The sequence below is a fragment of the Cupriavidus sp. 207A1 genome (genome assembly GCF_057798955.1).
Genome location: NZ_JBYOJO010000022.1, coordinates 39,778 through 54,384, shown reverse-complemented (window position 1 = coordinate 54,384; position 14,607 = coordinate 39,778). Strand labels below are relative to the sequence as shown.

The window sequence follows — 14,607 nt, the reverse complement described above, 5'->3', positions numbered from 1 at the left end:
GGTTACCCTTGTTCGGGGGTGGCCGCCGCGACGGCGGCTGGGGATGGCGGGATTTTACTCCGTGCGCCGGGCGTGGCGCCGGCGGCACGCGGCAGCCGGACCAGCATCAAACCCGCGTTAAAAAAACCCCGCGGGCCCTTGCGGACCGGCGGGGCTTGCCGTCAGGACGGCTGACGCGGGCGGCGGCGCTTACAGGCCGGCCGCGGCGCGCAGCGCAGCCGCCTTGTCGGTGGCTTCCCACGAGAATTCCGGCTCTTCGCGGCCGAAGTGGCCATAGGCCGCAGTCTTCTCGTAGATCGGACGCAGCAGGTCCAGCATCTGCACGATGCCCTTCGGGCGCAGGTCGAAATGCTCCTGCACCAGCTCCGCGATCTTGGCGTCCGGAATCTTGCCGGTGCCTTCGGTGTAGACCGTCACGTTGATCGGCCGCGCCACGCCGATGGCGTAGCTGACCTGCACCTGGCACTGCCGCGCCAGGCCCGAGGCCACCACGTTCTTGGCCACGTAGCGCGCCGCGTAGGCGGCCGAGCGGTCGACCTTGGACGGGTCCTTGCCCGAGAACGCGCCGCCGCCGTGCGGCGAGGCGCCGCCGTAGGTGTCGACGATGATCTTGCGCCCGGTCAGGCCGCAGTCGCCCTGCGGCCCGCCGATCACGAAGCGCCCGGTCGGGTTCACCAGGTACTTGGTTTCCTTGAGCATCTCGGCCGGCAGCACCGGCTTGATGATCTCCTCGATCACGGCCTCGCGGATCTGCGCCTGGGTGATGTCGGGCGAATGCTGGGTCGACAGCACCACGGTGTCCACGCTGTGCGGCTTGCCGTCGACATAGCGCACCGTGACCTGCGACTTGGCGTCCGGGCGCAGCCAGGGCAGGCGGCCGTCGCGGCGCAGCAGCGACTGGCGCTCGACCAGGCGGTGCGCGTAGTAGATCGGGAACGGCATCAGTTCCGGGGTTTCGTCGCAGGCGTAGCCGAACATCAGGCCCTGGTCGCCGGCACCCTGGTTCAGGTAATCGTCCGAGGCCCGGTCGACGCCCTGGGCGATATCCGGCGACTGCTTGTCATAGGCCACCAGCACGGCGCAGCCCTTGTAGTCGATGCCGTAATCGGTGTTGTCGTACCCGATGCGCTTGATGGTGTCGCGCGCGATCTGGATATAGTCGACGTTGGCGGTCGTGGTGATTTCCCCGGCGAGCACCACCAGACCGGTGTTGCAAAGCGTCTCAGCTGCCACACGCGCATACTTGTCCTGCGCCAGGATGGCGTCCAGGACGGCGTCGGAAATCTGGTCGGCGACCTTGTCGGGATGGCCTTCGGAGACGGATTCCGAAGTAAAAAGGAAGTCGTTTGCCACGAACTTATTCTCCAGGTTGGCTATTGCGTGCCAGCCTGTTCGGTTCATGGCGGCGACGCTTTAGCGGTATTTCAGGCAGCCCGGTTAGAGCCGCATCGCCCCGCAAGTTGTCAGTTAACTCGGCGATACACGCTATTATACGCGCCTGCAGGCGTCGTTGCAGCGCCACAGGCGTGCGGTACGACACCTTGCCGGCATGCCGGACCAACGCCTGCCTGCCCGTCTATCCCGGCACAGACCCGGCGGCGGACTTGCCTGGACCCTTCTTCCACGCCTGATGACTTTTTTATTCTGGCTGATCTCCCGTTTTCCGCTGCGGCTGCTGCAGGCCGCCGGCGGCGCGCTGGGCCTGCTGATCGCCCGTCTGCCGGGCCGCTATGGCCAGCGCCTGCGGGAAAACTTCAGGCTCGCCTTCCCCGACGCCACCGAGGCGATGGTCGACGAGGCCGCCCGCTCGGCCGGGCGCATGATCATCGAGATGCCCTACTTCTGGAGCCGCCGCAGGATCGGCGCGAAGCTGTTCGGCTTCGACGACCACCTGTGGCCTGAACTCGCCAGGCTGCAGGCACGCGGCAAGGGCATCATCATCCTGACCCCGCACCTGGGCTGCTTCGAGGTGCTGCCGCAATCCCACGCCCTGCACCGCCCGGTGACCGCGCTGTTCAAGCCGCCGCACCAGCCGTGGCTGCGCGACTGGATCGAGAAGATGCGCACCCGGCCCAACATGCACATGGCGCCAGCCACGCCGCGCGGCGTGCGCATGCTGGTGAAGGCGCTCAAGCGTGGCCAGGCGGTGGGCATCCTGCCCGACCAGGTGCCCAGCGGCGGCGAAGGCAACTGGGCGCCGTTCTTCGGCAAGCCCGCCTATACGATGGCGCTGGTGCACCGGCTGCAGCAGCTGACCGGCGCGCCGGTGGTGGCGATCTTTGCCGAGCGGCTGCCGCGCGGCGCCGGCTACCGCGGCCATCTGCGCGTGATCAACGAGGGCGGCATGCTGCCGGACGATCCGGCCGACGCCGCCGCGGTCATCAACCGCACCATCGAGGAACTGGTGCGCCTGTGCCCGACGCAATACCTGTGGGGCTACAACCGCTACAAGCAACCCGCCGGCGCGGGCACTCCCGGCACCCCGGACACGCCGGCTACCGAGGGCACGGATTCCGAGCCGGCGACGGATCGATCGATTTCATGAGCCGTGTGTTCACGTGGCTCGGCATTGGCCTGCTGACCGTGCTGGGCAAACTGCCCTACCCCTTCGTCGCGCGCTTCGGCGAGGCGCTGGGCAGCCTGCTGTACCGGATCCCCAGCGAGCGGCGCAAGGTGGTGCAGGCCAACCTGCGCCTGTGCTTCCCGGACCGCACCGAGGCCGAGATCGACGCGCTGTCGCGCCAGAGCTTCCGCCTGCTGTTCCGCAGCTTTGCCGAGCGCGGCATCTTCTGGACCGGCAGCGAGGCGCAGATGCGCCGCTGGGTGCAGATCGACGATCAGGCCGGCCTGGTCGCACTCGACGGCACGCCGCACATCCTGGTGACGCTGCACCTGGCGGGCGTCGAAGCCGGCGCGATCCGGCTCACCATCCACCTGCGCGAGCATGTCGGCCGCTCCGGCGCATCGCTCTACACGAAGCAGAAGAACGCGCTGTTCGACGGCTTTCTCAAGCAGGCGCGCGGGCGCTTCGGCGCCAACATGATCTCGCGCAACGACAGCGCGCGCGACATCCTGCGCTGCCTGAAGAAGGGCGAGGCACTGCAGCTGATCGCCGACATGGACTTCGGCGAGCGCGACTCGGAATTCGTGCCGTTCTTCGGCGTGCAGGCGCTGACGCTGACCTCGGTCTCGCGGCTGGCGCGCCTGACCGGCGCCAGGGTGGTGCCGATCTACACCGAGATGCTGCCCGACTACCAGGGCTATGTGCTGCGCGTGCTGCCGGCGTGGGGGCACTACCCGGGCGCCAGCGTGACCGACGACACGCGTCGCATGAATGCCTTCTTCGAGGACTGCATCCGCCCGCGCGTGCCTGAGTACTATTGGGTCCACAAGCGCTTCAAGCACCGCCTGCCGGGCGAGCCCGAGATTTACTGAGCGCTACTGAGCGCGCCGGCACATCCGGCGCCGCGCCGCTACAATCCCCACCATGAAACTCAAGTTCACCAAGATGCATGGCGCGGGCAACGACTTTGTCGTGCTCGACGGCATCCACCAGCAGATCGACCTGACCCCGGCCCAGTGGCGCGCGCTGGCCAGCCGGCATTTCGGCGTGGGCGCGGACCAGATCCTGATCGTCGAGAAGCCGACGCGCCCGGACGTCGATTTCCGCTACCGCATCGTCAATGCCGATGGCAGCGAGGTCGAGCACTGCGGCAATGGCGCGCGCTGCTTCGTGCGCTTTGTCACCGAGCAGGGCATGACCGACAAGCGTTCGGTGCGTGTCGAGGTGATGAACGGCGTGATCACGCTGACGCTGCAGGACGATGGCCAGGTCACGGTCGACATGGGCGCGCCCGAGCTGGAACCGGCGCGCGTGCCGTTCCTCGCCCAGGGCCTGCCGACGCGTGCCGAGGGCGTCGACACGCTGTACGGCCTCGAGGTCAACGGCCGCACCGAATGGATTTCGGCGGTGTCGATGGGCAACCCGCACGCGGTGCAGGTGGTGGACGATGTCGAGAACTTTCCGGTGCTGCAGGACGGCCCGGTGATCGAGCACCACCCGGCCTTCCCCAACCGCGTCAACGCCGGCTTCATGCAGGTCGAGGACCGCCAAGCCATCCGCCTGCGCGTCTTCGAGCGCGGTGCCGGCGAAACCCTGGCCTGCGGCACCGGCGCCTGCGCGGCGGTGGTGGCCGGCATCCGGCGCGGCCTGCTGGATTCGCCGGTGCGAGTCCACACCCATGGCGGCGAGCTGACCATTGCCTGGGACGGCGACGCCGAACCGGTGCGCATGACCGGCCCGGCCACCACTGTGTTCGAAGGCAGCATTGACCTGGCGGCCCTGCCGGCCTGACCATAGGGGCTGCGCGCCCCTTTTTCCCTCCCCTGCAGCGCAGTCCCCGGGGCGCCCGATTCCCTGATCCCGCAGATCATCGCGAATGGAGCGCCCATGCCGCTGGACGATTTCCGCATCACCTCGGGCAAGCGATTCCGCCTTGCCGACTTCGACCCGGGCAGCAAGCCGCTGTCATGCGGCAAGAAAGAGGAAGACCTGGCCCGCATCATCGAGTTGAGCAACGCCCTCGACGCGCAGCAGGACATCTTCTATGCCGAGCACCGCCGCAAGCTGCTGGTGGTGCTCCAGGGCATGGATACCAGCGGCAAGGACGGCACCGTGCGCGGCGTGTTCCGCAGCTTCGATCCGCTGGGCATCCGCGTGGTGGGCTTCAAGGCGCCATCGCCCGAGGAGCTGGCGCGCGATTTCCTGTGGCGCATCCACCTGCAGGTGCCGAAGTCGGGCGAGATCGTGGTGTTCAATCGCAGCCACTACGAAGACGTGCTGATCACGCGCGTGCACGACTGGATCGACGCCGCCGAATGCGAACGGCGCTACCGCCAGATCCGCGAATTCGAGTCGATGCTGACCGAAACCGGCACCACCATCGTCAAGTGCTTCCTGCATATTTCGCGCGACGAGCAGAAGTCGCGGCTCGAGGCGCGCCTGGCGGATCCCGAGAAGCACTGGAAGTTCGACACCCAGGACCTTGTCGAGCGCAAGCACTGGAAGGCCTACATGGATGCCTACGAGGCGGCCATCATGGCGACCAGCACGCCCGACTGCCCCTGGTACGTGGTGCCGGCCGATTCCAAGACGCACCGCAACCTGATGGTGGCCGAGATCATCACCAAGGTCTTCGAGGACCTGAAGCCGGCTTATCCGCCGGCGCGTCCGGAACTGGCCAAGATCAAGGTCGACTGAGCCGGCGCGCGCGGGCGTGCTCAGCCGCCGTTGCCGCGATGCACGTCGTGCGTGACGAAGGGCTGCTCGCGGCTGGGCATGGCCAGCCATTGCGGATGGCGCAGCGTCTGGCGGATATCCTCCAACCCGCTGGTCCAGTGCTCATGCATGGTCAGCGGGCCGAACTGGTAGTCCTTGGCCAGGTTCTCGAACGACTTGTCGCGGTAGATCAGCTGGATCACGTTGCGGCGCGCATCGCACGACTGCTCCGCGGCACGGCGGTACCAGTCGTTGTCGCGCTTTGACTGCGGCACCAGCGCCATCACCTCGTTGAGCATGCGGCGCAGGTTCTGCTGCTCGCGCATATAGTCGGTGATGGCCCGGGTGCGGCTGGAATACTGGATGTCCTTCTGGCGCTCGGCCACGTCGATCAGGTCGTGCGGCAGCTTGCCGCGCGCGCTCCACAGGTCGACCTGGAAGATCAGCGCATCGCGCCGCGGCTGCGCGGTCAGCACCTCGGCCAGCGGCGTGTTCGAGACCAGCCCGCCGTCCCAGTAGTATTCGCCATCGATCTCCACCGCCGGGAACCCCGGCGGCAGCGCGCCCGAGGCCATGAAATGCTCGGCGCAGAGCTTGTCGCGGGTATTGTCGAAGTAGGCGAAGTTGCCGGTGCGCACATTGACCGCGCCCACCGAGACCCGCATCAGGTCCGGGCGATGGTTGATCAGGTCGAAGTCGGCAAAGCGCTCCAGCGTGGCCTTCAGCGGCTTGGTGTCGTAGAAGCTGGCATGGGTCGGGTCCGAGTAGCGCGACATCAGCGCCGCCCAGCTGCGCGGCTGGAAGAAGCCGCGCTGGCCCTCCAGCATGGCGCGCGCCGCATGCAGGCCGTCGAACCAGATCCGCATGGGCTCGGGCCAGCTTGCCGCTTCATCGGCAAACCAGGTGTACGACAGGCTGGGCAGCCACGGCTGCGCGCAGATGTGCTCCCAGAACGCACGCAGCTGCTCGACCCGGCGCTGCGGCGGATTGCCGGCGATGATGGCCGCGTTCAAGGCACCGATCGAAATGCCGGCGACCCAGTTGGGAAAGATGCCTCCGTCGGCCAGGCCCTGGTACACGCCGGCCTGGTAGGCACCCAGCGCGCCGCCGCCCTGCAGCACCAATGCGCGCACGGCGTAGGACTCGTGCGCGGGCCGGTCGGGCGCCTTGGCCGCCTGGCGCACCGGCTTGCGCGGCCGCACCTGGGCGCCGCGCTCGGCCAGCGACTCGCCGTTGCCGGCGGACTCCGCCGTCGGGGACGGCCTTGCCGCCTGCCGCACTGCCCGTTCCTGCCGCTCCTTTGCCGCCACGCCGCGCTCCCTCCCAGTCTGCAAGTCAGCCGTGTGCCTACCGGCCACGCGTTGGGCGTTGCCTGGCAGCGCCCGTCCGCTCCAACGGTGTCAGACGCCGTAGCGCTGACGATAGGCCGCCACGGCCTCGCGCGAGGCGCCCAGCGCGGGATCCTGCGAGGCATCGAGATAGGCCAGCAGGTCCTTCAGGCTGGCGATGGCGATCACCGGGATGCCGAATTCGCGCTGCACGTCCTGCACCGCCGAATGCGTGCCAACCTGCTCGGCGGTGCCGCTTTTTTCCATGCGGTCCAGCGCGATCAGCACCGCGGCGGGCTCGGCGCCGGCCGCGCGGATCAGGTTGACCGATTCGCGCACCGAGGTGCCGGCGGAAATCACGTCGTCGACGATCACCACCTTGCCCTGCAGCTTGGCCCCGACCAGCGTGCCGCCTTCGCCGTGGTCCTTGGCTTCCTTGCGGTTGTAGGCGAAGCCGACATCACGTCCCATGCCGGCCAGCGCCACCGCCGTCGCCGACGCCAAGGTGATGCCCTTGTACGCCGGCCCGAACAGCACGTCGAACTGCACGCCCGAGGCCAGCAGGGTTTTCGCATAGAATTGCGCCACCTGGCCCAGCATGCCGCCCTGGTTGAACAGGCCGGCATTGAAGAAGTAAGGCGACTTGCGGCCGGCCTTGGTGACGAACTCGCCGAACGACAGCACGCCCGCGTCGAGCGCAAAGCGGATAAAGGTCTGGCTGAGGTCAGTACCGGCTGTCGCCGCGGGCGGATTCTGCTGCGTCATCATTTCTCTCTGAATTCAAAATTTCCCCGAATGTTACGGATTATCAGCGCCAACCTCAACGGCATCCGCTCCGCGTCGAAGAAGGGCTTTTTCGACTGGATGGGCAAGCAGGACGCAGACATGGTCTGTGTGCAGGAACTGAAGGCGCAGGCCGCCGACATGACGGAAGCGTTCCTGGCGCCACACGGTTACCACGGCTTTTTCCATTACGCCGAGAAGAAGGGCTATAGCGGCGTCGGCCTCTATACGCTCCACAAGCCCGAGCGGGTCATCACCGGCTTCGGCAACACCGAGTTCGACAGCGAGGGCCGCTATGTGGAAGTGCAGTATCCGCATCTGGCGGTGATTTCGGTGTACGTGCCGTCCGGCTCGAGCGGCGAGGAACGCCAGCTGGCCAAGTTCCGCTTCATGGAAGCGTTCCTGCCGCACCTGCTGCAACTGAAGGCGAGCGGCCGCGAAATCGTGCTGTGCGGCGACGTCAACATCGCGCACAAGGAAATCGACATCAAGAACTGGAAGGGCAACCTGAAGAATTCAGGGTTCCTGCCGGAGGAACGAGCCTGGATCGGCGAGCTGTTCGACGTGCACGGCTATGTCGACGTGTTCCGCAAGCTGGACCCGCGCCCGGACCAGTACACCTGGTGGAGCAACCGTGGCCAGGCCTATGCCAAGAACGTCGGTTGGCGCATCGACTACCACCTCGCCACGCCGAAGATCGCCGACACCGCGCAGCTGTGCTCGATCTACAAGGACGAGAAGTTCAGCGACCACGCGCCGCTGTCGATCGACTATAACTTTCCGCTATGACCATAGCTTCAGGCCGCCCGGACTTCCGCTAGCAGTTCGGGGTGGCGGTCCAGCACTTTCAGCAGCTTGATCAGCGCCAGCGGCGGCATGGTTCGCCCCGTCTCATACCGAGAAAATGCATTGACGCCCCCGCCAAATATTTCGGCTGCTTCGCGCTGATCAAGGCGGAGCTTTTTGCGAACCTCAGTGATGAAGGTGGGGTCCAGGTATTTGGCGTTGACTTGCTTGTTAAAGGCGAGCATCGCTTCGCCCAGTGAATCGTCATGCATGGGCATGACTCCTTCTCCGCACCTCGGGCACCAATCCCCCCTGACATCGCGAATTACCGTGGTCTCGCCACGATATGTATAGGGCACGTCTCGGAGTCCATCCACGAGTTCGGCGCCGCCACATTCCGGGCACTTCATCTGACCGCTCCTCCTTGCGCTGCGAACTACCTGAATTTGAATGAAACGACCAACACGCCATCGGTGACTATGAGCTTCACATACAAGGCGCCATTCGGTGTGATAGGCCGATAGACATCCTGCCACACCGTGTGATCCTCATAGGCTGTCGTGCTCTTGTAAAAGTCCCGGGGGGCAAGTTGCAGAAGTATGTCACGCACACTTCGCTTATTCAGCCCCATCTGGTTCGCTCCGTCGTAAGCAGTACGAGTCAGCCTCATTCGTCCCGCCTCGAGAAGTGCACGCACTTCCGCCAGGCTGTAATGCGCTGTTCCCTTCTCCATGCAAATTAACCCATTTGGTTAATGCCCGCAAGTTCTGAACTGTGCCAAATCGCAATAATCCGATCCGTACAAACCCCTGCGACCGGCCCCCATCCCCGCTACAATGCAGGTTCCCCACAGCGCCCGGCAGGGGAGATTTCTCATATCCAAAGCATTCCCCCGCACTTCATTGAGTGAGTCAGCCATGGTTTTCAAAGTGTTCGTCGATGGTCAGGAAGGCACCACCGGTCTCCGGCTGCTTGACTATCTTTCCGGTCGTGCCGACGTGGAACTGCTGCGCATTGCCGAAGACAAGCGCAAGGACCCGGCCGAACGAGCACGCTTCCTGAACGCCGCCGACGTCGCCTTCCTGTGCCTGCCCGACGTAGCCTCGCGCGAGGCGGTGTCGCTGGTGACCAACCCCAACACCTGCGTGATCGACGCCAGCACCGCGTTCCGCACCGCCGACAACTGGGCCTACGGCCTGCCCGAACTGGCGCGCGGCCAGCGCGACAAGATCCGCGCGAGCAAGCGCATCGCGGTGCCGGGCTGCCACGCCAGCGCCTTCGTGCTGGCGGTGCGCCCGCTGGTGGATGCCGGCGTGCTGCCGGCCGACTACCCGCTGTCGGCGTTCTCGCTGACCGGCTACAGCGGCGGCGGCAAGTCGATGATTGCCGAGTTCGAAGCCGGCGGTAACCCGAAGCTGAACAGCCCGCGTCCCTACGCGCTCGGCCTGGAGCACAAGCACCTGCCGGAAATGCGCGTGCAGGCCGGCCTGGCCCAGGCGCCGATCTTCAACCCCATCGTCGGCAACTTCCTGAAGGGCCTGGCGGTGACGGTGCCGGTGTTTGCCGAGCGGCTGGCGCGCAAGGTCAGCCCCGAGCAGATCGTCGAGATCTATCGCCAGCACTATGAAGGCGAGCAGTTCGTGCGCGTGATGCCGTACAACAGCGCCGACAACCTCGACGGCGGTTTCTTCGACGTGCAGGCCAACAACGACACCAACCGTGTCGACCTGTTCGTGTTCGGCAACGCCGAGCGCCTGAACCTGGTGGCGCGGCTGGACAACCTGGGCAAGGGCGCGGCCGGCGCCGCGGTGCAATGCATGAACGTGCATGTGGGCGCCGACGAGGCCAGCGGACTGCGCGCCTGAGGCCAGCCATTTCCGCACATCAAAAAGCCGGCACTGCCGGCTTTTTTGTTGCTCGCTGCGGCGTCGGGCTACACCCGCTGCAGCGCGCGCAGCGCGTCGACCAGCCCGGCGCCCTGGAAGGCGCGCTCGCGCCCCAGGTCCGTGGCGGCGGCGCACAGGATGCTCTTGACGGTCTCGGGCTGGCCCATCAGTTCATTGTTGCGCGACAGCAGCAGCGCCGCGACCCCGGACACATGGGGTGCCGCCATGCTGGTGCCATCCATCGACGCCAGCGTGCCGCCGGGCACGGTCGAGGTGATCTTTTCCCCCGGCGCGACCAGGTCGGGCTTGATGCGGCCATCGCCGGTGGGGCCATGGCTGGAAAAGTAGGAGATGCCGAAGCGGTAAGGATCGGTGCGGTGGGTCGCGCCCACCGTGATCACGGCCCGTGCGTTGCCGGGATCGGTAATGGTCTGGCCGCGGAAGCCGGCGCCCATGTGCTCGGCGGCGAAGGCCTCGTCGTAGCCATAGTTGCCGGCCGCGGCCACCACGATCACGCCACTGGCCACCAGGCGGTCGCACTCGACGCACACCGGGGTGCTGCCGCAGGCGTAGCTGCGCACGTCGTGGCGCAACGCCACGCTCAGGTTGATGCCATGCACAGACTGCCGGTCGCGGCTCTGGTTGAGCCAGCGCACATACTGCAGCGCGCCCAGGATGCCGAACTCGTCGCCCCTGCCCTGCGCATCGAAAATGCGCAGGTCGAGCAGTTCGATGCGCGGGCAGATGCCGCTGACATCGCCGGCCTCCATCAGCTCGGGCGGCAGCGGCATGGGGTCTGGCCGCGCCAGGTAGGCCGACGACGGCCAGCCGGCGCCGATGATGCCCGCCACATGCGTGCCGTGGCTGCCGCCCGGCGCCACGTACTGCGCCGGGTCATCGTGGCTGATTTCAAGCAGGGGCTCGATCACCGACCAGTCGATGATGCGGCCATGCGCCAGGTCCTCGGCAATCGCGGCGATGCGCTGCCGCAGTTCCGCCTCGCCGGGTCCGCGCTTGCCCTTGGGCATGGGTGGCAGGCGGCCGCTGGTGATGGCCGACAGACGCGTGAAATCCAGCGTCCTGACCACGCGCGACAGGCGCGGCGCGATCAGCCCGTCGCGCACCGACAGCGGCCCGTCGAGCTTGAGCGGATCGAAGAAGGCCGGATGGCGCGCGTCGATGCCGGAATCGATTACGGCCCAGCGCACGCCCTGCCCGCCGGTATCGAACACGCGGATGGCCGCATCGGCCTTGACGGTCTTGCGTGAGGCGAACACGGCGTGCTCGGCCGGCCGGTTGACCGAGATGCGCCATAGCGGCGAGATGGCGGCGGCAGCGGCGACGTCTCCGGCGGCCATGCCGGCTGTCGGCGTGGCTGGCCCCTCCACATGGTCCTCACGCAGGCACTCCCACAGCGTCTCCAGCACCTGTCGGCTGGCCTGCGTGACTCGCCGCGTCAGGCCCCCGGGCGGGAAGCTGTCGTCGCGCAGCCCCAGCAGCGTCAGCGCGACGTACTGCGCGGCCACATTGACCAGCCGCCCCAGCGCTTGCCCGGCCGGCGCGGCGAGACCGCCGAAGCGGGTACGCGCCGCGGTGTAGCCGATGTCCTTGAAGCGCGCCAGCGCCGCCTCGCTGCCGACATGGGCCAGCACCGATTCGCCCAGCCAGCGCACCAGCGCATCGCCGGTCAGGCTCAGCGCCAGCGCGCGGCGCGCGGCGGGCGTCCACCTGATGCCGGCCATCGGCGCGCGCACTTCGCGCTGCCACCAGGCGGTCAGAGGCAGCAGGCGCAGCATGTCGAAGAAATCGATCTGCGCCAGCAGATGGGATTCATTGGCGGCAAGGAAGCGCGGGCCGGCTTGGTCCGCTGCCGGCCCGGCCAGCGCGGGCAGGCGCCGCAGCACCGCGGCACGCAGCGCGGCGATGCCGGCGCCGTGGTGCGGGGTCAGCAGCAGGCCGCGCGGCACCTCGAACGATTCGCCGGACGCATACAGCAACCAGACTTCGGAGCTGACCGGCAGGTCGCTGGTGAAGCGGTCGGGCTCGGCCTCGCAGCCGGCGAAGATCAGCAGATACGCGGCCCGCCGTTCCGACGGGCTCATGCGGTTCAGGCTCATGCGGGTCCCCCTGCGGTTGACGCATTGTTCCCGGCGCCGGCTTCAGGCCATCAAGGCGCTGTGCGGAATGCGGCGCGGCGGGCCGCGGCGCCGTTCAGCGCTTCAGCGGCTTTTGCCGGTCCTCGTCGCCGGCATCCACCGGCGCATCGCCCAGCCCCGTCATATTGGGGCGGTAGGGCGGCAGCTTGTCCACCGTGGTGTGGATCGCGCGCGCGTACAGCGGCAGCACCTCGGGCAAGTGCTTTTCCAGGTCGGCGATGCGGCTGCGCCCGGACGGATGGGTCGACAGGAATTCGGCGCCGGACTGCGAGACCTTGCCCATCTTCTGCCACAGCGACACCGCCGCGCGCGGATCGTAGCCGGCGCGCGCGGCCACATCCATGCCGATCAGGTCGGCCTCGGACTCGTCGGAGCGGGAAAAGCGCAGCGTCAGCAGGTGCGCGCCCGTGCCCAGCGCCATATTGCCGAGGTTGCCGAAGCCGAACAGCTGCGAGATCACGTTGGCGCCGAGGTTGGTGATCTCGGACTTGGCGGCGCGCTCGCGCGCATGCTCCTGCAGCGCGTGCGCGATCTCGTGCCCCATCACCATGGCGACTTCGTCATCGGTCAGCTTGAGCTGGTCGAGCAGCCCGGTATAGACCGCGATCTTGCCGCCCGGCATGCAGAACGCATTGACCTGCTTCGAGCCGATCAGGTTGATCTCCCACTGCCATTGCCGCGCGCGCTCGTTCCAGCGCGCGGTCTGCGGCAGCAGCCGCTTGCCGATGGCGCGCAGGCGCACCAGCTGCGGATGGTTGTCGGGCGCCAGGGCGCGCTTGGCGATGGCCTCCTGCTTGAGCTGCTCGTACTCCTGCACGGCCTGCTGCTCGATCACCTCGGCAGGCACGATGTTGCGCACCGCGGAGCCGCCCGGGTTGAGCCGGATGCCGCCGGCACTGCCGTCCTGCGGCTGCGCCGGCGCCGGCACGCTCCAGCCGAGCGGCAGCACGGCCGCGGCCAGCGCCAGCGCACGGGCCAGCCGCAGTCGGAAGGGACGCTGAACACCTTGCAGGCGGCGATGCATGGGCGATTCCTTGGGCGCAATCGGAGAGTGGGCAAACAGGTGGTGCAATAATACACGGCGCCCGCGCAGCCGCACGGGCGGCACACGGCTGCCCCACCCATGAATTTCCAGACCTATCTCGACATCTTTCGCAACCGCCGCATCGGCGCCATGCTGATGCTGGGCTTCGCCTCCGGCCTGCCGCTGGCGCTGACCTCCGGCACCCTGCAGGCGTGGATGACGGTCGAAGGGCTGGACATCAAGACCATCGGCTTTTTCTCGCTGGTGGGCCAGGCCTATATCTTCAAGTTCCTGTGGGCGCCGCTGATGGACCGCTACACCCCGCCGCTGATGGGGCGCCGGCGCGGCTGGCTGCTGCTGACCCAGGTCGGGCTGGTGATGGGCATCGCCGGCATGGCGTTCTGCCCGCCGCAGCAGGCGCTGTGGATGCTGGCGGCGCTGGCCACGCTGGTGGCGTTCCTGTCGGCCTCGCAGGACATCGTCTTCGACGCCTACAGCACCGACGTGCTGCGCCCGGCGGAGCGCGGCGCCGGCGCGGCAGTCAAGGTGCTGGGCTACCGGCTGGCGATGCTGGTCTCGGGTGGTCTCGCGCTATGGCTGGCCGACCGCGTGCTGGGCTGGCAGCAGACCTACCTGCTGATGGCGGCGCTGATGGGCGTGGGCATCCTGACCTTGCTGTGGGCGCCGGAGCCCGACGTCCCCGCGCGCGCGCCGCGCTCGCTGGAAGAGGCGGTGGTGGGCCCGCTGCGCGACTTCTTCGCGCGCCCCGGGGCCTGGTGGCTGCTGCTGCTGATCGTGCTGTACAAGCTGGGCGACGCCTTCGCCGGCAGCCTGTCGACCACCTTCCTGATCCGCGGTGCCGGCTTCTCCGCCGGTGAGGTCGGCATCGTCAACAAGACCCTGGGGCTGGCCGCGACCATCCTCGGCGCGCTGTTCGGCGGCACGCTGATGGTGCGCCTGGGCCTGTACCGCTCGCTGATGCTGTTCGGCGTGCTGCAGGCGGTGTCGAACCTCGGTTACTGGATCCTGGCGGTGACCCCGCCGCACCTGTGGACCATGGGCGCCACCATCGCGGTCGAGAACCTGTGCGGCGGCATGGGCACGGCGGCCTTCGTCGCGCTGCTGATGACGCTGTGCAACCGCTCGTTCTCGGCCACGCAGTATGCGCTGCTGTCGGCGCTGGCGTCGGTGGGCCGGGTCTACGTGGGGCCGACGTCGGGCTATATGGTCGAGGCCTGGGGCTGGGCGCCGTTCTACCTGGGCACCGTGGCAGTGGCGCTGCCCGGCGTGATGCTGCTCTGGGCGATGCGCCACACCGTGCACCGCTACGAGGCTCAGGCGCGCGAAGCGGTGGCCTGAGCGGGCC

14 protein-coding genes are annotated in these 14,607 nt (G+C 67.6%); 7 read left to right on the top strand and 7 right to left on the bottom strand.

Going from position 1 to position 14,607, the window contains the following annotated elements:
* Positions 1-189: 189 nt before the first annotated feature.
* Positions 190-1,353 carry a methionine adenosyltransferase gene (metK, locus tag AC3FMM_RS29200; RefSeq protein WP_010813318.1) on the bottom strand — a complete coding sequence of 388 codons (1,164 nt, stop codon included), beginning with the start codon at positions 1,351-1,353 and terminating at the stop codon, positions 190-192.
* 277 nt (positions 1,354-1,630) lie between these two features.
* On the opposite strand from metK, the gene AC3FMM_RS29195 reads away from it, so the two are divergent.
* The 4 genes from AC3FMM_RS29195 (at position 1,631) to AC3FMM_RS29180 (ending at position 5,260) form a co-directional block, all read left to right on the top strand.
* On the top strand, positions 1,631-2,545 hold the full coding sequence (locus tag AC3FMM_RS29195; protein ID WP_115707848.1) for a lysophospholipid acyltransferase family protein: 915 nt from the start codon (positions 1,631-1,633) through the stop codon (positions 2,543-2,545).
* On the top strand, positions 2,542-3,435 hold the full coding sequence (locus tag AC3FMM_RS29190; protein WP_116312055.1) for a lipid A biosynthesis lauroyl acyltransferase: 894 nt from the start codon (positions 2,542-2,544) through the stop codon (positions 3,433-3,435). Before AC3FMM_RS29195 ends, AC3FMM_RS29190 begins: the two co-directional genes overlap by 4 nt.
* 52 nt (positions 3,436-3,487) lie before the next feature.
* Positions 3,488-4,354 (top strand): diaminopimelate epimerase, encoded by an 867-nt coding sequence (dapF, locus tag AC3FMM_RS29185; RefSeq protein ID WP_115707845.1) that lies wholly within the window; start codon positions 3,488-3,490, stop codon positions 4,352-4,354.
* A gap of 96 nt (positions 4,355-4,450) precedes the next feature.
* On the top strand, positions 4,451-5,260 hold the full coding sequence (locus AC3FMM_RS29180) for a polyphosphate kinase 2 family protein (protein WP_115707843.1): 810 nt from the start codon (positions 4,451-4,453) through the stop codon (positions 5,258-5,260).
* Positions 5,261-5,280: 20 nt separating this feature from the next.
* Here AC3FMM_RS29180 and AC3FMM_RS29175 read toward each other — a convergent pair whose 3' ends face one another.
* Both AC3FMM_RS29175 and pyrE read right to left on the bottom strand, forming a co-directional pair.
* On the bottom strand, positions 5,281-6,588 hold the full coding sequence (locus AC3FMM_RS29175) for a patatin-like phospholipase family protein (protein ID WP_115707842.1): 1,308 nt from the start codon (positions 6,586-6,588) through the stop codon (positions 5,281-5,283).
* A gap of 90 nt (positions 6,589-6,678) precedes the next feature.
* Positions 6,679-7,374: an orotate phosphoribosyltransferase gene (gene pyrE, locus AC3FMM_RS29170; RefSeq protein WP_172582592.1), complete on the bottom strand. Its 696-nt coding sequence runs from the start codon at positions 7,372-7,374 to the stop codon at positions 6,679-6,681.
* 27 nt (positions 7,375-7,401) lie between these two features.
* Here pyrE and AC3FMM_RS29165 point away from each other — a divergent pair, with 27 nt between their 5' ends.
* The gene (locus tag AC3FMM_RS29165; protein WP_488687872.1) at positions 7,402-8,178 is read left to right on the top strand and encodes an exodeoxyribonuclease III; all 777 of its coding nucleotides are present in this window, start codon (positions 7,402-7,404) and stop codon (positions 8,176-8,178) included.
* 8 nt (positions 8,179-8,186) lie between these two features.
* Here AC3FMM_RS29165 and AC3FMM_RS29160 read toward each other — a convergent pair whose 3' ends face one another.
* Positions 8,187-8,585, bottom strand: a complete 399-nt coding sequence (locus tag AC3FMM_RS29160; protein ID WP_115679170.1) for a type II toxin-antitoxin system MqsA family antitoxin — start codon at positions 8,583-8,585, stop codon at positions 8,187-8,189.
* A 26-nt stretch (positions 8,586-8,611) separates the two neighbouring features.
* Positions 8,612-8,845, bottom strand: coding sequence for a type II toxin-antitoxin system MqsR family toxin (locus tag AC3FMM_RS29155; RefSeq protein ID WP_488687909.1), 234 nt, complete (start codon positions 8,843-8,845; stop codon positions 8,612-8,614).
* Positions 8,846-9,092: 247 nt separating this feature from the next.
* Here AC3FMM_RS29155 and argC point away from each other — a divergent pair, with 247 nt between their 5' ends.
* On the top strand, positions 9,093-10,040 hold the full coding sequence (gene argC, locus AC3FMM_RS29150; RefSeq protein ID WP_115679169.1) for an N-acetyl-gamma-glutamyl-phosphate reductase: 948 nt from the start codon (positions 9,093-9,095) through the stop codon (positions 10,038-10,040).
* 68 nt (positions 10,041-10,108) lie between these two features.
* Here the strand turns inward: argC and AC3FMM_RS29145 are convergent, their stop codons facing one another.
* Both AC3FMM_RS29145 and AC3FMM_RS29140 read right to left on the bottom strand, forming a co-directional pair.
* Positions 10,109-12,178, bottom strand: coding sequence for a S8 family peptidase (locus tag AC3FMM_RS29145; protein ID WP_326348683.1), 2,070 nt, complete (start codon positions 12,176-12,178; stop codon positions 10,109-10,111).
* Positions 12,179-12,272: 94 nt separating this feature from the next.
* Complete coding sequence (locus AC3FMM_RS29140) at positions 12,273-13,241, bottom strand: M48 family metallopeptidase (RefSeq protein ID WP_115707836.1); 969 nt, start codon at positions 13,239-13,241, stop codon at positions 12,273-12,275.
* Between the two features lie 99 nt (positions 13,242-13,340).
* Here AC3FMM_RS29140 and AC3FMM_RS29135 point away from each other — a divergent pair, with 99 nt between their 5' ends.
* On the top strand, positions 13,341-14,600 hold the full coding sequence (locus tag AC3FMM_RS29135; RefSeq protein ID WP_115705500.1) for a muropeptide transporter: 1,260 nt from the start codon (positions 13,341-13,343) through the stop codon (positions 14,598-14,600).
* The last annotated feature ends 7 nt before the right edge of the window (positions 14,601-14,607 follow it).

Bases quoted from the DNA above. Each gene is read 5' to 3' on its own strand.
- pyrE (WP_172582592.1), bottom strand. From the start codon at position 7,374: ATGATGACGCAGCAGAATCCGCCCGCGGCGACAGCCGGTACTGACCTC.
- AC3FMM_RS29135 (WP_115705500.1), top strand. From the start codon at position 13,341: ATGAATTTCCAGACCTATCTCGACATCTTTCGCAACCGCCGCATCGGC.
- AC3FMM_RS29165 (WP_488687872.1), top strand. From the start codon at position 7,402: ATGTTACGGATTATCAGCGCCAACCTCAACGGCATCCGCTCCGCGTCG.
- AC3FMM_RS29190 (WP_116312055.1), top strand. From the start codon at position 2,542: ATGAGCCGTGTGTTCACGTGGCTCGGCATTGGCCTGCTGACCGTGCTG.
- argC (WP_115679169.1), top strand. From the start codon at position 9,093: ATGGTTTTCAAAGTGTTCGTCGATGGTCAGGAAGGCACCACCGGTCTC.
- dapF (WP_115707845.1), top strand. From the start codon at position 3,488: ATGAAACTCAAGTTCACCAAGATGCATGGCGCGGGCAACGACTTTGTC.
- AC3FMM_RS29140 (WP_115707836.1), bottom strand. From the start codon at position 13,241: ATGCATCGCCGCCTGCAAGGTGTTCAGCGTCCCTTCCGACTGCGGCTG.
- AC3FMM_RS29180 (WP_115707843.1), top strand. From the start codon at position 4,451: ATGCCGCTGGACGATTTCCGCATCACCTCGGGCAAGCGATTCCGCCTT.
- AC3FMM_RS29155 (WP_488687909.1), bottom strand. From the start codon at position 8,845: ATGAGGCTGACTCGTACTGCTTACGACGGAGCGAACCAGATGGGGCTG.
- AC3FMM_RS29145 (WP_326348683.1), bottom strand. From the start codon at position 12,178: ATGAGCCTGAACCGCATGAGCCCGTCGGAACGGCGGGCCGCGTATCTG.
- AC3FMM_RS29160 (WP_115679170.1), bottom strand. From the start codon at position 8,585: ATGAAGTGCCCGGAATGTGGCGGCGCCGAACTCGTGGATGGACTCCGA.
- AC3FMM_RS29195 (WP_115707848.1), top strand. From the start codon at position 1,631: ATGACTTTTTTATTCTGGCTGATCTCCCGTTTTCCGCTGCGGCTGCTG.